The organism is Sphingomonas sp. OV641, assembly GCF_900109205.1.
GTDB lineage: Bacteria > Pseudomonadota > Alphaproteobacteria > Sphingomonadales > Sphingomonadaceae > Sphingomonas.
The window spans coordinates 395152-414356 of the sequence record NZ_FNZB01000001.1 but is presented as its reverse complement, the minus strand read 5'-3'; the positions used below and the strand labels follow the sequence as shown (position 1 = coordinate 414356).

22 protein-coding genes and 2 tRNA genes are annotated in these 19205 nt (G+C 64.9%); 10 read left to right on the top strand and 14 right to left on the bottom strand.

Annotation, left to right across the window (positions count from 1 at the left end; translation table 11 throughout):
• Positions 1–121: 121 nt before the first annotated feature.
• Both BMX36_RS01895 and BMX36_RS01890 read right to left on the bottom strand, forming a co-directional pair.
• Positions 122–196: transfer RNA gene (locus tag BMX36_RS01895), tRNA-Gln, on the bottom strand.
• A gap of 46 nt (positions 197–242) precedes the next feature.
• A complete protein-coding gene (locus BMX36_RS01890) occupies positions 243–1334 on the bottom strand; it encodes a branched-chain amino acid aminotransferase (RefSeq protein ID WP_177178993.1) in 1092 nt (363 codons plus the stop codon).
• A gap of 62 nt (positions 1335–1396) precedes the next feature.
• On the opposite strand from BMX36_RS01890, the gene BMX36_RS01885 reads away from it, so the two are divergent.
• Complete coding sequence (locus BMX36_RS01885) at positions 1397–1903, top strand: MarR family transcriptional regulator (protein WP_066778896.1); 507 nt, start codon at positions 1397–1399, stop codon at positions 1901–1903.
• Between the two features lie 188 nt (positions 1904–2091).
• Here the strand turns inward: BMX36_RS01885 and proC are convergent, their stop codons facing one another.
• The 5 genes from proC to BMX36_RS01860 all read right to left on the bottom strand — a co-directional run bounded on the left by proC (position 2092) and on the right by BMX36_RS01860 (position 5111).
• Entirely contained in the window at positions 2092–2886 is a 795-nt protein-coding gene (gene proC / locus BMX36_RS01880) for a pyrroline-5-carboxylate reductase (RefSeq protein ID WP_093063487.1), read from the bottom strand.
• 4 nt (positions 2887–2890) lie between these two features.
• The gene (locus BMX36_RS01875) at positions 2891–3397 is read right to left on the bottom strand and encodes a type III secretion system chaperone family protein (protein WP_066778892.1); all 507 of its coding nucleotides are present in this window, start codon (positions 3395–3397) and stop codon (positions 2891–2893) included.
• A 46-nt stretch (positions 3398–3443) separates the two neighbouring features.
• The gene (locus BMX36_RS01870) at positions 3444–3710 is read right to left on the bottom strand and encodes an accessory factor UbiK family protein (RefSeq protein ID WP_066778891.1); all 267 of its coding nucleotides are present in this window, start codon (positions 3708–3710) and stop codon (positions 3444–3446) included.
• 25 nt (positions 3711–3735) lie between these two features.
• Positions 3736–4257: a TspO/MBR family protein gene (locus BMX36_RS01865; RefSeq protein WP_093063486.1), complete on the bottom strand. Its 522-nt coding sequence runs from the start codon at positions 4255–4257 to the stop codon at positions 3736–3738.
• A gap of 119 nt (positions 4258–4376) precedes the next feature.
• Positions 4377–5111: a TlyA family RNA methyltransferase gene (locus BMX36_RS01860; RefSeq protein WP_093063485.1), complete on the bottom strand. Its 735-nt coding sequence runs from the start codon at positions 5109–5111 to the stop codon at positions 4377–4379.
• A 178-nt stretch (positions 5112–5289) separates the two neighbouring features.
• Between BMX36_RS01860 and BMX36_RS01855 the strand changes: the two genes are divergently transcribed.
• Complete coding sequence (locus BMX36_RS01855) at positions 5290–5955, top strand: RBBP9/YdeN family alpha/beta hydrolase (RefSeq protein ID WP_093063484.1); 666 nt, start codon at positions 5290–5292, stop codon at positions 5953–5955.
• Positions 5956–6043: 88 nt separating this feature from the next.
• Here BMX36_RS01855 and BMX36_RS21570 read toward each other — a convergent pair whose 3' ends face one another.
• The 3 genes from BMX36_RS21570 to BMX36_RS01845 all read right to left on the bottom strand — a co-directional run bounded on the left by BMX36_RS21570 (position 6044) and on the right by BMX36_RS01845 (position 8649).
• Complete coding sequence (locus BMX36_RS21570; protein WP_177178992.1) at positions 6044–6193, bottom strand: hypothetical protein; 150 nt, start codon at positions 6191–6193, stop codon at positions 6044–6046.
• A complete protein-coding gene (gene dxs, locus BMX36_RS01850) occupies positions 6190–8112 on the bottom strand; it encodes a 1-deoxy-D-xylulose-5-phosphate synthase (RefSeq protein ID WP_093063483.1) in 1923 nt (640 codons plus the stop codon). The genes BMX36_RS21570 and dxs overlap by 4 nt, the downstream gene beginning before the upstream one ends.
• Before the next feature lie 69 nt (positions 8113–8181).
• A complete protein-coding gene (locus BMX36_RS01845; RefSeq protein WP_066781257.1) occupies positions 8182–8649 on the bottom strand; it encodes a Fur family transcriptional regulator in 468 nt (155 codons plus the stop codon).
• A gap of 146 nt (positions 8650–8795) precedes the next feature.
• Between BMX36_RS01845 and BMX36_RS01840 the strand changes: the two genes are divergently transcribed.
• From BMX36_RS01840 to BMX36_RS01825, 4 genes are all read left to right on the top strand, one after another.
• Entirely contained in the window at positions 8796–9575 is a 780-nt protein-coding gene (locus BMX36_RS01840; protein ID WP_093063482.1) for an SDR family oxidoreductase, read from the top strand.
• Between the two features lie 64 nt (positions 9576–9639).
• Entirely contained in the window at positions 9640–11013 is a 1374-nt protein-coding gene (locus BMX36_RS01835) for a class II 3-deoxy-7-phosphoheptulonate synthase (RefSeq protein ID WP_066781261.1), read from the top strand.
• 68 nt (positions 11014–11081) lie between these two features.
• A tRNA-Glu gene (locus BMX36_RS01830) sits at positions 11082–11157 on the top strand.
• A gap of 482 nt (positions 11158–11639) precedes the next feature.
• Entirely contained in the window at positions 11640–12335 is a 696-nt protein-coding gene (locus BMX36_RS01825) for an SGNH/GDSL hydrolase family protein (protein ID WP_093063481.1), read from the top strand.
• Positions 12336–12394: 59 nt separating this feature from the next.
• Here the strand turns inward: BMX36_RS01825 and BMX36_RS01820 are convergent, their stop codons facing one another.
• Together BMX36_RS01820 and BMX36_RS01815 are read right to left on the bottom strand one after the other, a co-directional pair.
• Complete coding sequence (locus BMX36_RS01820; protein WP_177178991.1) at positions 12395–13033, bottom strand: DUF2490 domain-containing protein; 639 nt, start codon at positions 13031–13033, stop codon at positions 12395–12397.
• Positions 13034–13211: 178 nt separating this feature from the next.
• Positions 13212–13613, bottom strand: a complete 402-nt coding sequence (locus BMX36_RS01815; RefSeq protein WP_066776065.1) for a MerR family DNA-binding protein — start codon at positions 13611–13613, stop codon at positions 13212–13214.
• An 81-nt stretch (positions 13614–13694) separates the two neighbouring features.
• On the opposite strand from BMX36_RS01815, the gene BMX36_RS01810 reads away from it, so the two are divergent.
• On the top strand, positions 13695–14438 hold the full coding sequence (locus tag BMX36_RS01810) for a MauE/DoxX family redox-associated membrane protein (protein WP_093063480.1): 744 nt from the start codon (positions 13695–13697) through the stop codon (positions 14436–14438).
• 132 nt (positions 14439–14570) lie between these two features.
• On the top strand, positions 14571–15428 hold the full coding sequence (locus BMX36_RS01805) for an SDR family oxidoreductase (RefSeq protein WP_093063479.1): 858 nt from the start codon (positions 14571–14573) through the stop codon (positions 15426–15428).
• A 177-nt stretch (positions 15429–15605) separates the two neighbouring features.
• On the opposite strand, the gene rpsT is transcribed toward BMX36_RS01805, so the two are convergent.
• Together rpsT and mutM are read right to left on the bottom strand one after the other, a co-directional pair.
• Positions 15606–15869: a 30S ribosomal protein S20 gene (gene rpsT / locus BMX36_RS01800; protein ID WP_066776057.1), complete on the bottom strand. Its 264-nt coding sequence runs from the start codon at positions 15867–15869 to the stop codon at positions 15606–15608.
• 98 nt (positions 15870–15967) lie between these two features.
• Positions 15968–16783, bottom strand: a complete 816-nt coding sequence (gene mutM, locus BMX36_RS01795) for a bifunctional DNA-formamidopyrimidine glycosylase/DNA-(apurinic or apyrimidinic site) lyase (protein WP_093063478.1) — start codon at positions 16781–16783, stop codon at positions 15968–15970.
• A gap of 120 nt (positions 16784–16903) precedes the next feature.
• Between mutM and BMX36_RS01790 the strand changes: the two genes are divergently transcribed.
• Both BMX36_RS01790 and ubiB read left to right on the top strand, forming a co-directional pair.
• On the top strand, positions 16904–17635 hold the full coding sequence (locus tag BMX36_RS01790) for a class I SAM-dependent methyltransferase (protein WP_093063477.1): 732 nt from the start codon (positions 16904–16906) through the stop codon (positions 17633–17635).
• A gap of 34 nt (positions 17636–17669) precedes the next feature.
• The gene (gene ubiB, locus BMX36_RS01785; protein ID WP_066776048.1) at positions 17670–19205 is read left to right on the top strand and encodes a 2-polyprenylphenol 6-hydroxylase; all 1536 of its coding nucleotides are present in this window, start codon (positions 17670–17672) and stop codon (positions 19203–19205) included.

The following is a 19205-nucleotide window of genomic DNA, read 5'->3' as shown; positions in this document are numbered from 1 at the left end:
GATGCGCGGGCGGCGGCACCAGCCTTTATGTGAGACGCGGCACCTCCGCGGCGCAATGGCTTGAAGAAGAACAACACACCCCGGGAGCGCCTGGGGTGTAAAGATCGCAACAAGGGAGACGTGGCTGGGGCGGCAGGATTCGAACCTGCGAATGCCGGTACCAAAAACCGGTGCCTTACCGCTTGGCGACGCCCCAGCAGAGCGCGCGGCCCTATAACGAGCCGGCGCGAAGTGCAATCACCTCAAACGATCGGGTGAAGCCAATTGTGCGGATCGGGTGCCTGGCCGCGCTGCACTGCGGTCAGCGTGTCAAGGAAGCGCTTGGTCGTCTGACCCGTGCCGCCAGTGCCGATGGTGAAGCTATAGTCGGGGCCGGACACCTGCCCGATCGGCGTCACCACGGCGGCGGTGCCACAGGCGAAGCTCTCCGTCAGCCGGCCGCTCTGCGCATCCGCGCGCCATTGATCGATCGAATACAGCTCCTCGCGCACGGTAAGCCCCGCATCGCGCGCCAGGGTCAGTATCGAATCGCGCGTGATCCCCGGAAGGATCGTGCCGGTAAGCGGCGGCGTCTGGATCGATCCGTCGTCGAACACGAAGAAGATGTTCATGCCGCCCAGTTCCTCGATCCAGCGGCGCTCGGCCGCGTCGAGAAACACCACCTGGTCACAGCCGCGGCGGATCGCTTCCTGCTGCGCCACCAGGCTGGTGGCGTAATTGCCGCCGCACTTCGCGGCGCCTGTGCCGCCCGCCGCCGCGCGCGAATAATCGTGGCTTACCCACAGCGAGACGGGCCGAACCCCGCCCTTCCAGTAGGAACCCGCCGAAGAGGCCAGCACCATGTAGAGATATTCGCCCGCGGGCTTCACGCCCAGGAACACCTCGCTCGCGATCATGAACGGGCGCAGATACAGCGAGCCGCCCTCGACCGAGGGAAACCAGTCGGCATCGGCCTTCACCAATGCTTCGATCGAACCGATGAACAGGTCGTCGGGCAGCTCCGGCATCGCCATGCGCCGCGCCGAATCCCGGAAGCGCGCGGCATTGGCATGGGGGCGGAACAGGGCAACGCTGCCGTCATCGTGGCGATAGGCCTTCAGGCCTTCGAAGATTTCCTGCGCGTAATGCAGCACCGCCGTTGCCGGATCGACCGTCAGCGTCGTGCGCGCGGTGATCTTGGCATCATGCCAGCCCTTTTCCTCCGACCAGCGTACGATCGCCATGTGATCGGTGAAGATGCGCCCGAACAGCGGATCCGCAATGCGGCCTGCTCGCTCGGTTGCCGGAACCGAGGCGGTGTTGGGCTCGAAGACGAAGGGCGCGGGGGTCGACAAGATGGAGCTCCTGGAGGGTGCGACAGGCGCACCGTTGAGAGGGTTGCGGTCGGGTAGGGCGGATGGCAATGCCGGTCAACATGGCTGCCACACCCTCCTCTGCATCCCCGCTCTTCCTGCGGGAGCCCGAAATCCGCCGCGGCATTGAGCTGCTCTATTTCGGAAGCACCCGAGTCACCCGATCGATCGACCGGGGTCTGGCGCGCAAGGGGCTGGGCCGCGCCCATCATCGTGCGCTGTATTTCATTGCGCGAAAGCCCGACATGGCGGTGTCCGATCTGCTGGCGCTGCTCGGCATCACCAAGCAATCGCTTGGGCGCGTGCTGGGGGAGCTTACCGATCGTGGCTATGTGGAAGCGCGTCCGGGCGAGCGCGATCGGCGCCAGCGGCTGTTGCGCCTCACCAAGGAGGGCGAGGCATTTGAGGCTGATCTCTACAACGCGTTGCGCGAGCGATTTGCGGCGGCCTATTCGGAAGCCGGCCAGGGCGCGGTGAGCGGTTTCTGGGCGGTGCTGGAAGGCCTGGTGCCCGAAGAGGAACGCCTGCGGGTCGAGGCCCTGCGCAGCTAGGGTTGGATTCCGTCAGCTTGCCGTCTAACGGCGCAATTCGGGCACTCGCACTCTCGACTGCCCGCAAGCTGCGTCATCCCGGCCTGTGCCGGGCACCCCTGTTCCGCAACCTGAACGCCTGAGGTTTGCTGTCAGCGCTCGCAAACCGTGGCGAGCCTCGCCCCGGCTTTCCGAGGCACTGGCACGACTCAGCCCCGGGCAGCCGCGGCGAGCTCCGCATTGCGCTCACGGCTGGCCGCAAGCGTCGCCTTCAACAGCGACTGCAACGCCCCGTCGCGATCCAGCACGTTCAGCCCTTCGCGCGTCGATCCGCCCGGGCTGGCGACCCGATCGGCCAGAACAGCCGGGCTCTCCCCTGCCCCGGCCGCCATTGCCGCCGAGCCCTCTACCGTCGCCAGCGCGAGCCGCGCCGCCTGATCGGCCGGCAGGCCCAGCGCGGTGCCAGCCGCTGCCAATGCGTCGATGAAGCGAAACACGAAGCCCGGGCCACAGCCGGACAGCGCCGTCACCGCGTCAAACATTGCCTCGTCGCCGATCCACTCGACTTGGCCAAGCGGCGCGACCAGCGCTTCGGCCGTGGCCCGCGCCTCCTCGGTGGAGGCGGCCGCGTGGAGTGCCGTCACGCCTTTTCCGATCGCCACCGGCAGGTTCGGCATCGCGCGAACGATGCTGTCCGCCGGTATACGCTGTGCAAGTGCGGCCTCTTCCACGCCAGCCAGGATCGACAGCAGCAACGCAGGGTGAACCTGTTTCAGCGATGGCGCCACCGCATCCAGCAACTGCGGCTTCACGGCGAGCACGACCACCTCCGGCGCCGGTCCCTCTGGCGCGGCCAGAACGCGCACGCCCGGGGGAACGGCCGGCGATCCTGGATCAATGACTGTCACCGCATCGGGCGAAAGGCCGGCGGCGATCCAACCGCGCAGCATCGCGCCGCCCATGTTGCCGGCTCCCACCAGCCACAGCGACTTCGGCAATGTCATGGCGTCAGGCCTCGCCCTGCGTCTCGATCAGCGCCGCAGCGATCGCATCGCGCGGCGATTTTCCGCCCCACAGGACGAACTGGAACACGGGATAGAAACGCTCGCACTCGTCGATCGCCGTCTCGACCAGCACCTGCGCCGCTTCCAGCGACAAGGTGGCGTCATCCTCCGATTGATCGACCAGCGTCGCGTGCCGGTACAGCAGGATGCCGCTGGACGACCAGAGTTCGAAATGACCCAGCCAGAGCTGCTCGTTCACCAGACCGATCGTCTCGTAAATGGCTGCACGGGAATGCTCCGCGACCTTCACGTCCGGAAAGGCGAGGAACTGCAGAACGCCATCCTCGTCCCGCCAGAGCGCGCGCAGCTCATAGTCGGTCCAGCTGCCTTTCATGCGGGCGCTGATCTCGTCTTCGTGCCGGTCATAAGACCAGCCATGCGCCGAGAAATAGCTCTCGAGCATGTCGAGCGGGGCTTCGGGTTCTTGTTCGTTATCGGCTTCGTCGAGCATTAACGCCTTATCGCACGGGAATGGGTGATGACGCAAAGCGCGCGGATCAGTCGGCTGCGGGCGCAGCGCCCTGCTGTCGTGCCTCCAGGGCGTCCAGTCGCGCGCGCAGCGCATCTGCCTCGTCGCGGGCCGCCACCGCCATCGCCTTGACGACCTCGAACTCCTCGCGGCTGACGAAATCCAGACCGCCGATCCACTCGCGCGCACGATCCCGCGCGCCGGCCTGCGCCTCGCGGCCAACGCCGGCGACCGTGCCAGCGGCCCCGTTCACGAATTTCACCAAATCGTCGAACAGCCGGTTTTCGGACTGCATGGGGCCAAGCCTTTCGGGTAGAGAATCATCCGATGACTTGGGAGGTTCGGGCGCCCGGCACAAGGGCTTGCGCATCCATGTTCAGCTGCCCGATCCGCCACGTCAGCACGCCTGCGAAGCTGATCCAGACCAGATAGGGCACCATCAGCCAGGCAGCGCGCGGCCGGATGCGGCCAAAGGCGACGGTTGTGGCGATCGCCAGCGACAGCATCAGGATCAGCACGATGGTGGCCGAATTGATCCGATGTGCGCCGAAGAACAGCGGAGTCCAGGCCAGGTTCAGGCCGAACTGCACCGCAAACAGGCCGATGGCGAGCCGGCGACCACGCGCTCCCCGCGCATTCAGGATGATGGCGAGCGCCAGTCCCAGCATGACGTAGAGCGTCGCCCAGACCAGGGGGAACATCCACCCCGGCGGCGTCAGAGCTGGCTTGGCAAGGCTTTGATACCAAAGGCTATCGTCGCCAGCGGGAACACTGCGGCCGGAGAGAAATCCAAGCAGCAGGATGAGCGGCACGCAGAACAGCGCCCAGCGCGCGAAAGACATCCGCAGCTGCTCTCTAGATGCAATGCCCCCCACAAACCCTCCCTGACCGTCGCGGCGCCATAATCCCGGTGCAGGGAACGGGTAAATGTATGAAATTGCCCGAGTGACAGGCGATTGGCTCAAATGCGGACAGCCGCCAGCAAGAACTCCACGTTCCCCTCGGGGCCCGTGATGGGGCTTTCAACGATCCCCTGAACTTGCCATCCCTTGCTGACAAACCAGGCGGCCACTTCGTCGCACACCCGCTGGCGCACCGCTTCGTCGCGGACCACGCCGCCCTTCCCCACTTCCTCTCGCCCGGCCTCGAACTGTGGCTTCACGAGCGTCAGTGCCCGCGCGTCCGGCTTGGCGAAGCCAAGCGGCACGTCGAGCACCTTGGCGATGCCGATGAAGCTTGCGTCACAAACGATCAGATCCACCGGCTCGGGCACGTGATCCGGCGTGAGGACGCGTGCGCTGGTCTGTTCGTGAACCACCACCCGTGGATCCTGCCGCAGCTTCCATGCGAGCTGATTGGTCCCACTATCAATGGCATAGACGCGTGCCGCACCGCGCGTCAGCAGCACATCGGTGAAGCCGCCGGTCGAGGAACCGACGTCGATCGCCGTCGCCCCAGTAACATCCCATCCGAAATGATTGAGTCCATGGGCAAGCTTGATGCCGCCCCGCGACACCCAGGGATGGTCGCGCCCGCGCACGTCGAGCGTCGCGCCTTCGGAAAGCGTCTGCCCCGGCTTTTCGACCTTGCGATGGCCGGTGAACACAAGGCCCGCCATGATCAGCGCCTGCGCGCGGGTGCGCGACTCCGCGAGTCCACGATCAACGAGCAACTGGTCTGCACGGCACTTGGGCATGGCCCGCTTATCGTTGTCGTCGCGCTTCGTCGCAAGCGGCAGGCGTTCCGTCTTCCAGCGGGATCGAAGTGATTGCCCATGTATTTAGTAGGGTATAGAAAGGCGTCGAGGTCGCGATATCGGGCGTCCCCCTAGAGCACCGATAACGCGGCCTCGCCGACGAAGAGGAGCACCGCTCATGGGCCATTATTCGTCCACCCTCGGGTTGAACCCGAGCATCCTGACCGTTCCCGGCTTCGGCAATTCCGGGCCGACGCACTGGCAGACCCTGTGGGAGCAATCCCGCCTCGATACGCGCCGCGTGGAACTCGGCATGTGGGATACGCCGCATCGCAATGCCTGGGTGACCAAATTGGATCAGGCGATTTCCCAGGCGCAGGCGCCGGTTATCCTGGTCGGGCATAGCCTGGGGTGCCAGGCAATATCCTGGTGGGCGTCGCTCAGCCCCCAGCCCTATGGCTGGCCGGTTGCCGGAGCGTTGCTGGTCGCCCCTGCCGATGTCGACCGACCCGATATCCCGTCTGAACTGTCGACCTTCGCGCCGGCACCGCGTGCCCCGCTGCCGTTTCCGTCCATTCTGGTGGCGAGCGCCGACGATCCCTGGATCGAACTGGCGCGCGCCCGCAGCCTTGCGGCGGATTGGGGAAGCCACTTCGTTGATGCTGGCGCTCAGGGGCATCTGAATGCCGCCAGTGGACTCGGATGGTGGCCAGAGGGCCAGGAGCTTCTGGATCGTGTAATTGCCGCCTCGGGAGGCCCGCACGGCGAGGCACGGACACCAACAGACGCGCGTACCATTCTGGCGCACCCTGGCGACAGATCGAACGCCGCAACACACGCCTGACCGCCGCGGCCCCGTGTTGGCCCGCTCCGATGTGCGGGCCGCCGGCGCGCAACCCCGCGCGTGCGCGGAGATGGCACGGCAGCACCACTCAGGGCTGCGGGCGCGCGTCCTCCTGATCGGCGTTCGCCTCACGCAGTTGGCGCGTCTCCTTCAGCCTTCTCCACAGGGCCAGATTGAAGCAGGCGAGCGCCACCACCATCAGTCCGGTCGCCAGGAAAACCTTGGTCCAGCCGCTCACGCGCGAGCGCCGAGCGCCTCGGCCTCGTTCCAGCGCAGCGCCTTCAGCACGGTTCTGACGATGCCGTCAGCATCGAGGCCCGCCTGGGCATATTGTGCCTGCGGCGCATCCTGGTCCTGAAACACGTCGGGTAGGCGCAGCGTGCGCAGCTTCAAACCGCCGTCGATCAGGCCTTCATCGGACGCCAGCGTCAGCACATGAGCGCCGAGCCCGCCGATCGCGCCCTCTTCGATCGTCACCGCCACCTCATGGCTGGCCAGCAGCTTGCGGATGAGCGCTTCGTCGAGCGGCTTCGCAAATCGCAGATCGGCCACAGTGGTCGACAGTCCCTTGGCATCAAGCTGGTCGGCGGCCTTCAGCGCCTCCGCCAACCGCGTTCCGAGCGACAGGATCGCCACCGACTTGCCTTCGCGAACGATGCGGCCCTTCCCGATCTCCAGCTTCTCCGGCTCCGACGGCAGCGGCACCCCCACACCGTTGCCGCGCGGATAGCGCACGGCGATCGGTCCGGTATCATGCTCGACGCAGGTATGCGTCATGTGCACCAGCTCGGCCTCGTCCGCCGCAGCCATCACTACGAAATTGGGCAGGCTGGCGAGATAGGTGATGTCGAACGAGCCCGCATGCGTCGCGCCATCAGCGCCCACCAGGCCCGCACGATCGATGGCGAACCGGACCGGCAGGTTCTGGATCGCGACATCGTGCACCACCTGGTCATAGGCGCGCTGCAGGAAGGTGGAGTAGATCGCGCAGAACGGGCGCATTCCTTGTGCGGCCAATCCGGCCGCGAAAGTGACGGCATGCTGTTCGGCGATGCCCACATCGAATGCCCGACCAGGATGGCGCTTGGCGAACCGATCGATCCCTGTGCCGGAGGGCATGGCGGCGGTGATGGCGCAAACGCGCGGATCGCGATCCGCCTCGTCGGCCAGCGCGTCACCAAAGACGTTCTGGTACGCCGGCGGGCCGGGAGGAGCCTTCGCCTGGGCGCCAGTGATCACATCGAACTTCTGCACGCCATGATATTTGTCCGACGCGGCCTCGGCGGGCGCGTAGCCCTTGCCCTTCTTCGTCACGACGTGGACGAGGATCGGTCCCTCTTCCGCATCGCGCACATTCTCGAGAACGGGAATGAGGTGCTCAAGATTGTGCCCGTCGATTGGCCCCACATAGTAGAAGCCGAGCTCCTCGAAGAGCGTGCCGCCCATGGTCATGCCGCGGGCGAATTCATCCGTCTTGCGCGCGGCATTGTGGATCGGCCGCGGCAATCGACGTGCCACCCGCTTCATCAGCTCACGAACGGACAGAAACTCGCGACTCGAAACGATGCGCGACAGATAGGCGGACAGCCCGCCCACCGGGGGTGCGATCGACATGTCATTGTCGTTCAGGATCACCACCAGCCGGTTGCCCGCCGCCTGCGCATTGTTCATCGCTTCATAGGCCATACCCGCAGACATGGCGCCGTCGCCGATCACCGCAATCGCCTTGCCCGGCTGATCGGCAAGCTTGTTCGCCATGGCAAAGCCCAGCGCGGCGGAGATCGACGTTGAGCTATGGGCAGCGCCGAACGGATCATATTCGCTCTCGCTGCGCTTGGTGAAACCGCTCAGTCCCCCGCCCTGGCGCAGCGTGCGAATGCGATCCCGCCGACCCGTCAGGATCTTGTGCGGATAGCATTGATGCCCGACGTCCCAGACGAGCCGGTCGCGCGGCGTATCAAAGACATAATGGATCGCGGTCGTCAGCTCGACCACGCCCAGTCCGGAGCCAAGATGGCCGCCGGTCGTGCCGACCGCACTAATGGTTTCCGTGCGCAACTCGTCGGCGAGTTGGCGAAGCTGTTCGGGAGCCAGCTTTCTCAAGTCAGCCGGCGTCGAGATGGTATCGAGCAGCGGCGTCGAGGGCAGATCGGTCATTCTGCTGGGCTTACTCCAGCGCATCGATCGTGTCGAATGCTACCGTTTCGGCGTTTGCCAAGAAAATGCTCAATCGGAACTGCAGGATGCGCAGCGTCCACGTACTTCGATGACGGGGCGGACCGGCTGGAATCCCGCGGCGGAAGCAGCATCGCGCACGCCCCCGGTCAGCCGATCATCATCGAGATGCGTCGTCTGCCCGCACTGATCGCACACCAGGAAAATGCAGTCGTGTAGGCAGTCGGGGTGGGCATTGGCCACATAGGCATTGGCGCTCTCCACCTTGCGAGCAAGGTTCGCTCCCACGAAAAGATCGAGGATGCGATAGACGCTGTTCGCCGCGACACGCCGCCCCTCTGACTTCGACACGGCTTCCGCAATGTCATAAGCGCTGGCCGGCTTTTCAAACCCCGCCAAGGCGCCGAATACGCTCGCGCGCATCGCCGTCCACTGCTCGCCGGCGCGTTCCAGCGTTGCCTGCGCAGCCTGCGCCAGATCCGCACCCTGCGGCTCGTGATGGTGGTGAACATTGGCCATGATCCGGATTTAGGTCCGCATCCGCCCGACAGCAAGCACGCTCCGCTTCACGAACCAGGTGGCCGCCAGATGCAGCTTCGCTATGCTTCGCACCAAGCGTAGCCCGCTACCGCCGCAATGCTCATCGGAACTTCAGGAGAATCGCCATGGATCTCGGCCTCGCCGGCAAGACCGCCATCATCTGCGCCTCCAGCCATGGTCTAGGCCGGGCGTGTGCGGAAGAACTTGCCCGGGCTGGCTGCCGCGTCGTCCTGAACGGCCGCGAGGCGGGGCCGCTGGAGGACACCGCCGCATCGATCCGCGCGCAAACGGGCGCCATCGTCGAAATCGTGGCTGGCAACATCGGCGATCCGGGCGTGCAGCAGGCACTGGTACAGACCGCCGGTGCGCCAGACATCCTCGTCAACAACAATGGCGGCCCGCCTCCGCGCGGGTTCCGCGAGCTTGACGGTGAAGCGATTCATGCCGGCCTGGACGCCAACATGGTCACCCCCATCAGGCTCGTTCAGCAGGTGGTCGACGGCATGGTCGAGCGGCGCTTCGGCCGCATCGTCTGCATCACGTCAGGGTCGGTGAAATCGCCGGCTGCCGGGCTGGATCTGTCCAGCGGCGGACGCATCGGCCTTCATGGCTTTCTGGCGGGCGTCGCACGCGAGGTCGCCAGCGCCAATGTCACGATAAACTTCCTGTTGCCCGGCCTCTTCGCGACTCGCCGGCTGGGCGGCGTCATGGCGTTCGCCGCAAAGGCGCAGTCGGTTGACGTGGAAACGGCGGAAGCTCGTGGACGCGAGCGGATCCCCGCCAGGCGCTTCGGCGATCCGGCGGAATTTGGCGCCGCCTGCGCCTTTCTCTGCTCGGCCCAGGCCGGCTTCATCACCGGGCAAAGCCTGCTGATCGATGGCGGCGCCTATCCCGGAGTGCTATAAAGCACAGCTTGTTTGCGCAGCGGGGCAATTTCCCGCATGTCCGCGCGCCGAAAGGAACTTTGCCATGGCCGCCAATTGGGCCCCCGACAGCTGGACCGCGCATGAAGCGCGCCAGCTCCCCGACTATCCCGACGCCGCCGCGCTGAAAGCGGCGACCGATACGCTCCGCTCGCACCCGCCGCTCGTCTTTGCTGGCGAAGCACGGAACCTGACGGCGGAACTGGCGCGGGTTGCCGCGGGTGAAGCGTTCCTGCTTCAGGGCGGCGATTGCGCGGAAAGCTTTGCCGAATTCCATCCAAACAACATCCGCGACACGTTCCGCGTGATCCTGCAGATGGCGGTGGTGCTCACCTTCGCCTCCAAGCTGCCGGTGGTGAAGCTCGGCCGTATGGCGGGTCAGTTCGCCAAGCCCCGCTCCGCCCCGACCGAAACGATCGAGGGTGTGGAGCTGCCCAGCTACCGCGGTGACAACGTGAACGACATCGCCTTCACGGCGCAGTCCCGCGTGCCCGATCCGCAGCGCATGGTGCAGGGCTATGCGCAATCAGCCGCCACGCTGAACCTGCTGCGCGCCTTCGCACAGGGCGGCTACGCCAATCTCGCCCAGGTACACCGCTGGACGCACGATTTCATGGGCCGTTCGCCCTGGGCCAAGAAATATGCCGAGACAGCCGATCGCATCGGCGAGGCGCTGGAATTCATGGCGGCATGCGGGATCGATCCCGAAACGGTGCCGCAGCTTGCCCAGACGAGCTTCTACACCAGCCACGAGGCGCTGCTTCTCCCCTATGAGGAGGCCATGACCCGCCAGGATTCACTGACGGGTGATTGGTACGACACGTCGGCGCACTTCCTGTGGATCGGGGATCGGACCCGGTTTGAGGGATCGGCCCATGTCGAGTTCCTGCGCGGCATCGGCAATCCGATCGGCTTGAAGTGCGGGCCCAGCCTGGAGCCGGACGTTCTCCTTCGCCTGCTGGACACGCTGAACCCGGGCCGCATTCCTGGCCGCATGACGCTCATCACGCGTTATGGCTACGACAAGATCGAGGCCGCCTTCCCGCGTCTCCTGCGCGCCGTCACGCGCGAAGGTCACCCGGTGATCTGGAGCTGCGATCCGATGCACGGCAACGTCGTGAAGGCCGCGAACGGGTACAAGACGCGCCCGTTCGACCGGATCCTCGCGGAAGTTCGGGGCTTCTTCGCCATCCACCGTGCCGAGGGTACGCACGCCGGTGGCATCCATGCCGAGATGACCGGCCAGAATGTCACTGAATGCACCGGCGGCGCCGTTGACGTGACGGAGCAGAGCCTGGCGGATCGCTATCACACCCATTGTGACCCGCGCCTCAATGCCAGCCAGAGCCTTGAGCTGGCGTTTCTGCTCGCAGAAATGCTGAACGCAGAGATGGCCGAACGCCGCCGCGCGGCCGCCTGAAAGAAAAGGCGACGCGGCGGGTTGACGGCCCGCCGCGTTCCCCGTAGAGGCGCCGCTCCCGCTCGCACGGCCCCTTCGTCTAGCGGTCTAGGACGTCGCCCTCTCACGGCGAAAACACGGGTTCGAGTCCCGTAGGGGTCACCAGCGGCGGATTTCCGATCGCTGATGACAGTCGCTGTCGCCCGGCCTGCCGGAGCGCAGTTGGAACGCCGGCGCATTCAGGTAAGGCGGAGCGGTGAGCGACGCGCTGGCGTGAACAGACAAACTCACGTCCAACCTGAAACGCTAGCCGCGGCTCTGATCACTGAACTGTTCGTCAGCGGGTCACTTGAGCGCCAACCTTCAAGCGATGGCCGCCGCTCTCCACAAAACTGCGCATGCCCTGTCACGTCGGTAGCCGAAGGACAATCAGGAGAACGGGTGAGCAGGCGCCGATCGATGCCTTCACCCACCTAAAGCCTCACGCATCCTTGCACACGAAGCTCGCGCGCCCGCAACCCATAGTCGATGGTCCCCGCTGGTGCGCACATCGTTCTCGATAGTCTGTTCCGGGTGCGTTTGATGCTAGATCGCCAGCAAACTTCGCAATAGGTAACGGTTCTTGCGCACCGGAGAGCATTGGCATCATGAACGTAACATCCCGCCGCCGTACCCGCTCGAAAAAGTCGGATGGCCGCTGGTTCTATCTCGCGGGCGCGCTGCTTTTGATCATTGTCACCCTTCTCGCCTTTCGGGCATATTCCAGCGCCCAGCCGCAGAGAGATCTTGTTGTTTTCGTCGGTGACAGCATCACCGAAGGTGTTGCCTCCACTGATCCGACAACCAAGTCACGCCCTGGCCTGTACCAGAGCCATGTCGGCAACGACGTGATTGTTGCCAATGATGGCGTCAATGGGATCACGCTCGGATCTCTTGCCGGGCAGGTTTCGTCCGTCGAGCGTTACTTCCGTTCCGGACGAAACAACGTGGCAATCATCCATGGCGGATCGAACGACTTTGCGCTTGGCAGCAAGGCGGCACCTTTGTTCAAGACGCTGCAGGAATATGCCGGCCGCCTGCACGATGGCGGCTGGAAGGTCGCCGTTGGCACTGTGATGCGACGCAATGGGTTGCCCCCGGAACAGGAGCGCGAGCGTCAGGCGTTCAACGCATTGCTGCGCAACGGAACGCTGCAGGCAAACGGCATCGCAGTGCTCGACTTTGATGCCGAGGAGCGCGCTGGCAAGGTCGAGATCGCCGATGGCGTCCACCCGTCAGACGCTGGCTATGCAGCGATGAGCAAATTGGACGTCGCCTTCGCTGACAAGGCGCTCGGCCGGTAGGGCGCCGATCAACTGATTGAACGGGCACTTGGAGAGCCGCGTGTCGGCTCCCCAGCGTTTTATGGCCTGAGCCGGAAAGTCACCATGAGGATGTGGTCGATGCGATCGGCCCCGCCCGGCGGCGCACTGATCTGCGCTTGATATCCGGTTTCAACCGCCTGGCCGGCAAGTGGAAGGCGCACGCCCGCAAACAGGCGCGTCGATTCGAAGCCACGGCGCGCGCCATAATCGGCGTTCAGAACATTGACGAAGGCTTCTGCGCTCAACACGCCCACCGGGGATCTTCCAGCGCTGCCGAGAGGCTTTTCGAACCGGATCTGTTCGCGAAACCTCAGGCCCATGTCCGAACCCGTTGAAAACCAGCGCTGCTCCAGGCGCAGCCGCCCCTTTAGCGCGCCCCATTCACCCGAGGCGATATCCAGGTCAGCCTGTTGGTAGGTACGCTTCTCGTTTCGCGGCCGATCATCGAACAATTCCTGATAGACGATCCCTTGATGAAGGGTGAGCCGCCTATTGACGACAAAGCCGATGGCAAGCCGCCCGAGCAGGACGGTGGGCGCCGACATGTTCTGTCCGATACGCGGCTGCACCTCCGCGCCCCAAAGCGTCTTTTTTCCCAGGTTTCCTTGCGCGGAAAAGTTGATCCACAATTGCCTGTCTTGCCGTGTCCGCGCCAGGGAAGATGACGGGATCAGCATGGCGAACGCAGCAGGGACGATGGCTGCGTATGTTACCGCAGACGTACTGATCTTCCTCATGCGGCCCCATGATCATGGCGATTGCGACGTGGCTGCGCCTCTGGTGAGCCAATCGCGCGTTCTCGGCAATTGACTTAATCAGTCTGCTTGCACCCCGCCGCGTGATGAAGGTCGACGCTCAATCCCCGGCGTGTTCGTTGAACGCCTTCAGGATCGGGCACGGCCCTTCCCCGCCAGCGGCGCAGTCCCGCTCCAATTCGCTCAGCCAGTCATGTGCCGCCTGCAAACTCGCTATGCGATTCTCCAGTTCCTCGATCCGCTCGCGGGCCAACGCCCGTACGCGCTGACGATCAAGCGACGAGTCGAGCGCCAGAAGCTCGGCGATCTGTTCCAGCGAGAAGCCTGCTGACTGCGCACTGCGGATGAATTGAAGCCGCCGCACATCATTCGAGTCGTAGCGTCGGACGCCGCGGAGCGGCCGGTCCGGCTGGGCAAGCAAGCCGCGACGTTGATAATAACGCACGGTCTCGACACCAACGTCTCCCGCACGCGCCAGCCCGGCGATGGTCATCGCTGCCATTGTTGACTCCGTACCATGGTACGGCGGGTATACCGACCTTCCTGAGGCTTCGGCAAGCGATTGCCGCCAGGAGGTAGCTTGATGAAAAGCGGCGCGGGAAAGTCCGCCATTCTGTATCGCATGGTCCTTCCCGACCATCTCTGCCCGTCGGGTCTGAAGTCCAAATGGCGCCTGGAGCGTCATGGCTATCGTGTGGATGATCGCCCGTTGCGCACGCGCGCCGAAACGGATGCCTTCAAGGCGCGCCATCAGGTCGCCACTACGCCCCAGACGTTCATCGATGGCGAAAGGATCGGCGGCAACGACGATCTCGCCCGTTTCCTCGGAAAGCATATGCCCGCACCCGGCGCGACGAGCTACCGCCCGGTGGCGGCGGTGTTTGGCATGACGGCGCTGATGGCCCTGGCGGCAAGCACCGCGGCGTTCGGCAGCCCGCTTACCGAGCACGCCGCCATGTGGTTCATCAGCCTATCCATGTGCGTGCTGGCCTTGCTGAAGCTGCAGGACGTGGAGCGATTCTCCACCATGTTCCTGAACTATGATCTGCTGGCGCGACGCTGGGTGCCGTACGCATATCTCTACCCCTTTGGTGAAGCGCTCGCGGGCGTGCTGATGACGGCGCGCGTTGGTGACTGGATCTCCATTCCCCTGGCCTTGTTCCTCGGTGGCATCGGTGCGGCCTCGGTATTCAAGGCGGTCTATGTCGATCGCCGCGCGCTGAAATGCGCCTGCGTCGGCGGTTCCAGCACGGTTCCTCTGGGCTTCGTCTCGCTGACCGAGAACCTCTTCATGGTGGGAATGGCGTTCTGGATGCTGCTGCGCTGATCAACGAGCAGAACAGGGCATCGCGCTAACCTGGATCACGCGCCGGGACGCGAACATCGACGAAGCGCCGGCTGGCTGGGAACGTCGGATGGTTCGAGGACTTGTGAATGGGAGCAACCTTCGAGGAGCACCATGAACTACCGTCCAGAACCGCCCCAGCCTGAACAGCAGCAGCCGATGCCCGGCAAGACCGAGGCCATGAACCCGCGCCCGGATCATGGCGAGCGCAGCTACACGGGCCATGGTCGCTTGCTTGACCGCCGCGCCCTCATCACCGGAGCTGACAGCGGCATCGGCCGCGCGGTGGCGATCGCTTATGCGCGCGAAGGTGCGGACGTCGCGATCAGCTATCTGAACGAACATGACGATGCCGAGGAGACCAAGCGACTCGTGGAAGACGCCGGGCGGCGTGCACTTCTGCTGCCCGGGGACATCTCCGATCCCGCACATGCCCGCAAAATCGTGGAGGAGACCGCGTCCGCGTTCGGCAGGATCGACATTCTCGTCAACAATGCCGCGCACCAGGCCACGTTCGACAAGGTAGAGGACATCAGCGACGAGGAATGGCAGCTTACCTTCGCCACCAACATCCACGCCATGTTCTATCTGGTGAAGGCTTCCCTGCCGCACATGCAGGCGGGCAGCTCGATCATCAACACCACCTCGATCAACGCCGAGGATCCGAGCGAGCAGCTGCTCGCCTATGCCACAACAAAGGGCGCCATCTATAACTTCACGGCCGGGCTGGGCAAAATGCTCGCACAGCGCAAGATCCGGGTGAATGCCGTGGCGCCCGGGCCCGTGTGGACGCCGCTCATCCCCTCCACCATGCCGCCGGAGAAGGTCAAATCGTTCGGCAGCAATACGCCGATCGGGCGCGCGGCCCAGCCGGCAGAGCTTGCGCCGCCATATGTGATGCTCGCCAGTGACGAGGCCAGCTACATCACGGGTGCCACTATCCCGGTGACGGGCGGCCGCGCCTTCCTGTGATCTGAGCGCGCGGGGCGACCTTTCGATTCCGGAGCAGCCCCGCGCTTCAGCTCGCAATCACAAGGCGCCGAAAACAAAGTCGACGTCATCAAAGACAGACATGACAAAAGGCCGGGCGACGAATGGCCGCCCGGCCTTTACGATGTCTGAAGCCGGCCTGTCCGGCCAGCCGCCTGATCAGGCGAGAGCCGACAGACGCTTGGTGAGGCGCGAGAACTTGCGGCTCGCCGTGTTGCGGTGAAGAACGCCGCGCGCCACGCCACGCGCCAGTTCCGGCTGAACCGCCGCAAGAGCGGCCGTTGCTGCCGGCTTGTCACCCGCTGCGAGCGCTGCCTCAACCTTCTTCACGAAGGTGCGGATGCGGCTCACGCGCGCACCATTGATCTCGGCCCGGCGCTGGTTGCGGCGGATGCGCTTCTTCGCTTGCGGCGTGTTCGCCATTGACGGTCCTTGCTTCTAAAGTCGGTCGATGAAAAAAGGGCGGCGGGAACACCCATCGCCCTGGAAGCCGCGCCCTTTAACGGCAATCCTTCTTCCGGTCAACTGCGCTGGCAGGCCGGGCACCAGAAGGTGGAACGCCCGCCTTCGGCATAACGCCGCACGATGCCGCCACAGCCGCACGGCTGCCCTTCCCTGCCATATACCGCAAATTGCTTGGAAAAATAACCAAGCTCCCCATCGGGCCGGGCATAATCGCGCAATGTCGAGCCGCCCGCCTCAATGGCGGAAAGCAGGACCGCGCGTATCGCTTCCACCAGGCGGTCCAGCCGGGCAAGGCTGATGCTTCCCGCCGCCCGCTTGGGAGAGATTCGCGCCAGGAACAGCGCCTCGCAGACATAGATGTTGCCCAGTCCCGCGACGATCCGTTGATCGAGCAGCATCAGCTTGATCGAGGCCCGCCGCCCCGCAAGCGCGCCCTTCAACCATTTGGCGCTCAGTTCCGGGCCCAGAGGCTCCGGCCCCAAGGCGGCAAAAGCGGGAAAGGCGTCCAGCTCGCCACTGGGCCAGAGATCGACCGAGCCGAACCGGCGCGGATCGTTCAGCGCCACCCGCCTGCCCCCGGCCGTATCGATGATCAGATGATCGTGCGGCAGCACCTCGCCAGGATCGACTCGCCAGCGGCCCGACATGCCAAGGTGGAAGATCAACGTCCGGTCACGATCGGTATGGATCAGCCCATATTTCGCGCGGCGCCCCAGACCGGTGATCACCGCTCCGGTCATCACCTGCCGCAAGTCGGCCGGGAATGGGCGGCGTAGGTCACCGCGCCGCGGCTCCACATTCGTGACGCGCGCGCCGTCCAGAACAGGGCGCAGGCCGCGAACGGTTGTCTCGACTTCGGGCAACTCTGGCATGAGCAGCCTTTAGCGCCCCACCCCGGCTTGTCGACGCCCTCTCTTGTCGACTTCCAGGAGTGCGAGCCGCGGCGCGATCAGGGCCTAGCCCCGCCGCCGCCCCGCCGCTAGAGCCGCGACATGAGCGACACCGTCTCCTTTGGCTATGAGGACATTCCGGCATCGGAGAAGACCGCCCGTGTGGGCGGCGTCTTCACCAATGTGGCCTCCCGTTATGATCTGATGAACGATGCCATGTCGGGCGGCATGCACCGGCTTTGGAAGGATCGCTTCGTGCGCCGCGTAAAGCCGCGCGCCGGGGAACAGGTCCTCGACATGGCCGGTGGCACTGGAGACATCGCCTTCCGCCTGCAGCGTGAGGGCGCGTCGGTGACGGTGGCGGACATCAATCCGGCCATGCTTGAAGTCGGCATGAAGCGTGCGCAGGAACGCGGGATCGACGGGCTGGTGTGGACCGAAGCGAATGCGGAGGTGCTGACCTTCCCGGATCGCTTCTTCGACGCCTATACGATCGCGTTCGGCATCCGCAACGTGACGGACATTCCGGCCGCCCTGCGCGAGGCGCACCGTGTCCTGCGTCGCGGTGGCCGTTTCTTCTGCCTTGAATTCTCCACCACCACCTGGCCCGGCTTCAAGGAACTGTACGACGCTTATTCGCATCGCTTGGTGCCGCGCCTTGGCCAGCTGCTAGCCGATGACGCGGACAGCTATCGCTATCTCATCGAATCGATCCGCCGCTTCCCCGATATGCCCAAGTTCGAAGGCATGATCCGCGAGGCCGGTTTCGTGCAGACCAAGGTCGAACCGCTGCTCGGTGGTCTGGTCGCGATCCACTCGGGCTGGAAGATATGATCGTTGCCGGCCGCCCCTCGCGGGGCAGCGGAGAATGACCAACTCCGTCGTTCATACGTGGCGGCTTCTGAAATGGGGTCGGACACTCGCGCGCCATGGCGCGCTGCGCGGGTTGGAGCGGGATGCGAAGACACCGCCGGCGCTGCGGCGGCTCCTGCGACTGGCACGCTTCGGGGCACGGGTGCCGGAACAGCCGCGCTATGCGGACGCGTTCGAGGCAATCGGCCCTGCCGCCATCAAGTTCGGCCAGACGCTTGCGACTCGCCCGGATATCGTCGGGGATGAGGCCGCGGCCGATCTGCTGCGTTTGCAGGATGCGCTTCCGCCCCTGCCCTTCGACGTGATCCGCCCACAGATCGAGGAAAGCCTGGGTCGGCCGATCGCCGCGATGTTCGCCAGCTTCGATGAAACGCCGGTCGGCGCAGCTTCGATCGCTCAGGTCCACCGCGCGGTCACGATTGACGGTCGTCCTGTCGCGGTGAAGGTGCTTCGCCCGGGCGTGGAGGCAGACTTCGATCGCGCCATCGAAACCTACGAATGGGCCGCGGCCCAGATCGAGCCCATGGGCGGCGAGATCGCTCGCCTTCAGCCGCGCCTGGTGATCGCCACCTTCAAACGGTGGACCGCGCGTGAACTGGATCTGCGACGCGAAGCGGCCTCCGCCAGCGAGTTGGCAGAAGGCATGGCGGCGGAGCCGAACTTTCACGTACCGGAGATCGACTGGCCACGTACATCGGGCAAGGTGCTGACGCTGGAGTGGGTCGACGGCATCAAACTGTCAAACCGCGCCGCGTTGATCGAGGCCGGCTTTGATTTGCCGCTCCTCGCGCAAACGCTCGTTCACGCCTTCCTGCGCCAGGCGATTGCCGAGGGCTTCTTTCACGCCGATCTTCATCAGGGCAACCTGTTCGCACTGCCCGGCAATCGGATCGCCGCGGTAGATTTCGGCATCATGGGCCGCATCGACCGGCGCGCCCGCATCTGGCTGGCCGAGATCCTGTACGGCCTGATCACCGGCAACTACCGCCGTGTCGCGGAAATCCATTTCGAAGCGGAATATGTGCCCGCGCATCACGACGTGGGCGAATTCGCCACGGCGCTGCGCGCGGTGGGCGAGCCGATGCGCGGGTTGCCGGTCAAGGAAATGTCGATCGGCATGATGCTCGACGGGCTGTTTTCCATCACCCGCGATTTCGACATGGTCACGCAGCCACATCTGCTGCTGCTGCAGAAAACGATGGTGATGGTCGAGGGCGTCGCGACGGCGCTCGATCCCGATATCAACCTATGGGACACGGCCGGCCCGTTCGTGGAGGAATGGATCCGCACGGAACTCGGTCCGGAGGCTCACATTGCCGACCGGATCGTGGCCGACGTAAAGACGCTGTATCGCTTGCCCGAGCTGGTACGCCGGATCGAAGCGCGCTTTCCACCGCCAGGCGGGGCGCCGCCCGCTCCGCCCCTGCGCGAGATCGAAGTTGTCCGCATCGGCGGCGGCTGGCGTTATGTCGCCGTCGCAGTGGCGAGTGCGGCGGCGGGCATCGGCGCGACCTGGGCCATGATTGCCTGA

What these genes read in the sequence shown, in the direction of transcription:
- BMX36_RS01885 (WP_066778896.1), top strand. Translation starts at nt 1,397, where the DNA reads ATGGCAATGCCGGTCAACATGGCTGCCACACCCTCCTCTGCATCCCCG.
- proC (WP_093063487.1), bottom strand. Translation starts at nt 2,886, where the DNA reads ATGACATTGCCGAAGTCGCTGTGGCTGGTGGGAGCCGGCAACATGGGC.
- BMX36_RS01875 (WP_066778892.1), bottom strand. Translation starts at nt 3,397, where the DNA reads ATGCTCGACGAAGCCGATAACGAACAAGAACCCGAAGCCCCGCTCGAC.
- BMX36_RS01870 (WP_066778891.1), bottom strand. Translation starts at nt 3,710, where the DNA reads ATGCAGTCCGAAAACCGGCTGTTCGACGATTTGGTGAAATTCGTGAAC.
- BMX36_RS01865 (WP_093063486.1), bottom strand. Translation starts at nt 4,257, where the DNA reads ATGTCTTTCGCGCGCTGGGCGCTGTTCTGCGTGCCGCTCATCCTGCTG.
- BMX36_RS01860 (WP_093063485.1), bottom strand. Translation starts at nt 5,111, where the DNA reads ATGCCCAAGTGCCGTGCAGACCAGTTGCTCGTTGATCGTGGACTCGCG.
- BMX36_RS01855 (WP_093063484.1), top strand. Translation starts at nt 5,290, where the DNA reads ATGGGCCATTATTCGTCCACCCTCGGGTTGAACCCGAGCATCCTGACC.
- dxs (WP_093063483.1), bottom strand. Translation starts at nt 8,112, where the DNA reads ATGACCGATCTGCCCTCGACGCCGCTGCTCGATACCATCTCGACGCCG.
- BMX36_RS01845 (WP_066781257.1), bottom strand. Translation starts at nt 8,649, where the DNA reads ATGGCCAATGTTCACCACCATCACGAGCCGCAGGGTGCGGATCTGGCG.
- BMX36_RS01840 (WP_093063482.1), top strand. Translation starts at nt 8,796, where the DNA reads ATGGATCTCGGCCTCGCCGGCAAGACCGCCATCATCTGCGCCTCCAGC.
- BMX36_RS01835 (WP_066781261.1), top strand. Translation starts at nt 9,640, where the DNA reads ATGGCCGCCAATTGGGCCCCCGACAGCTGGACCGCGCATGAAGCGCGC.
- BMX36_RS01825 (WP_093063481.1), top strand. Translation starts at nt 11,640, where the DNA reads ATGAACGTAACATCCCGCCGCCGTACCCGCTCGAAAAAGTCGGATGGC.
- BMX36_RS01820 (WP_177178991.1), bottom strand. Translation starts at nt 13,033, where the DNA reads ATGCTGATCCCGTCATCTTCCCTGGCGCGGACACGGCAAGACAGGCAA.
- BMX36_RS01815 (WP_066776065.1), bottom strand. Translation starts at nt 13,613, where the DNA reads ATGGCAGCGATGACCATCGCCGGGCTGGCGCGTGCGGGAGACGTTGGT.
- BMX36_RS01810 (WP_093063480.1), top strand. Translation starts at nt 13,695, where the DNA reads ATGAAAAGCGGCGCGGGAAAGTCCGCCATTCTGTATCGCATGGTCCTT.
- BMX36_RS01805 (WP_093063479.1), top strand. Translation starts at nt 14,571, where the DNA reads ATGAACTACCGTCCAGAACCGCCCCAGCCTGAACAGCAGCAGCCGATG.
- rpsT (WP_066776057.1), bottom strand. Translation starts at nt 15,869, where the DNA reads ATGGCGAACACGCCGCAAGCGAAGAAGCGCATCCGCCGCAACCAGCGC.
- mutM (WP_093063478.1), bottom strand. Translation starts at nt 16,783, where the DNA reads ATGCCAGAGTTGCCCGAAGTCGAGACAACCGTTCGCGGCCTGCGCCCT.
- BMX36_RS01790 (WP_093063477.1), top strand. Translation starts at nt 16,904, where the DNA reads ATGAGCGACACCGTCTCCTTTGGCTATGAGGACATTCCGGCATCGGAG.
- ubiB (WP_066776048.1), top strand. Translation starts at nt 17,670, where the DNA reads ATGACCAACTCCGTCGTTCATACGTGGCGGCTTCTGAAATGGGGTCGG.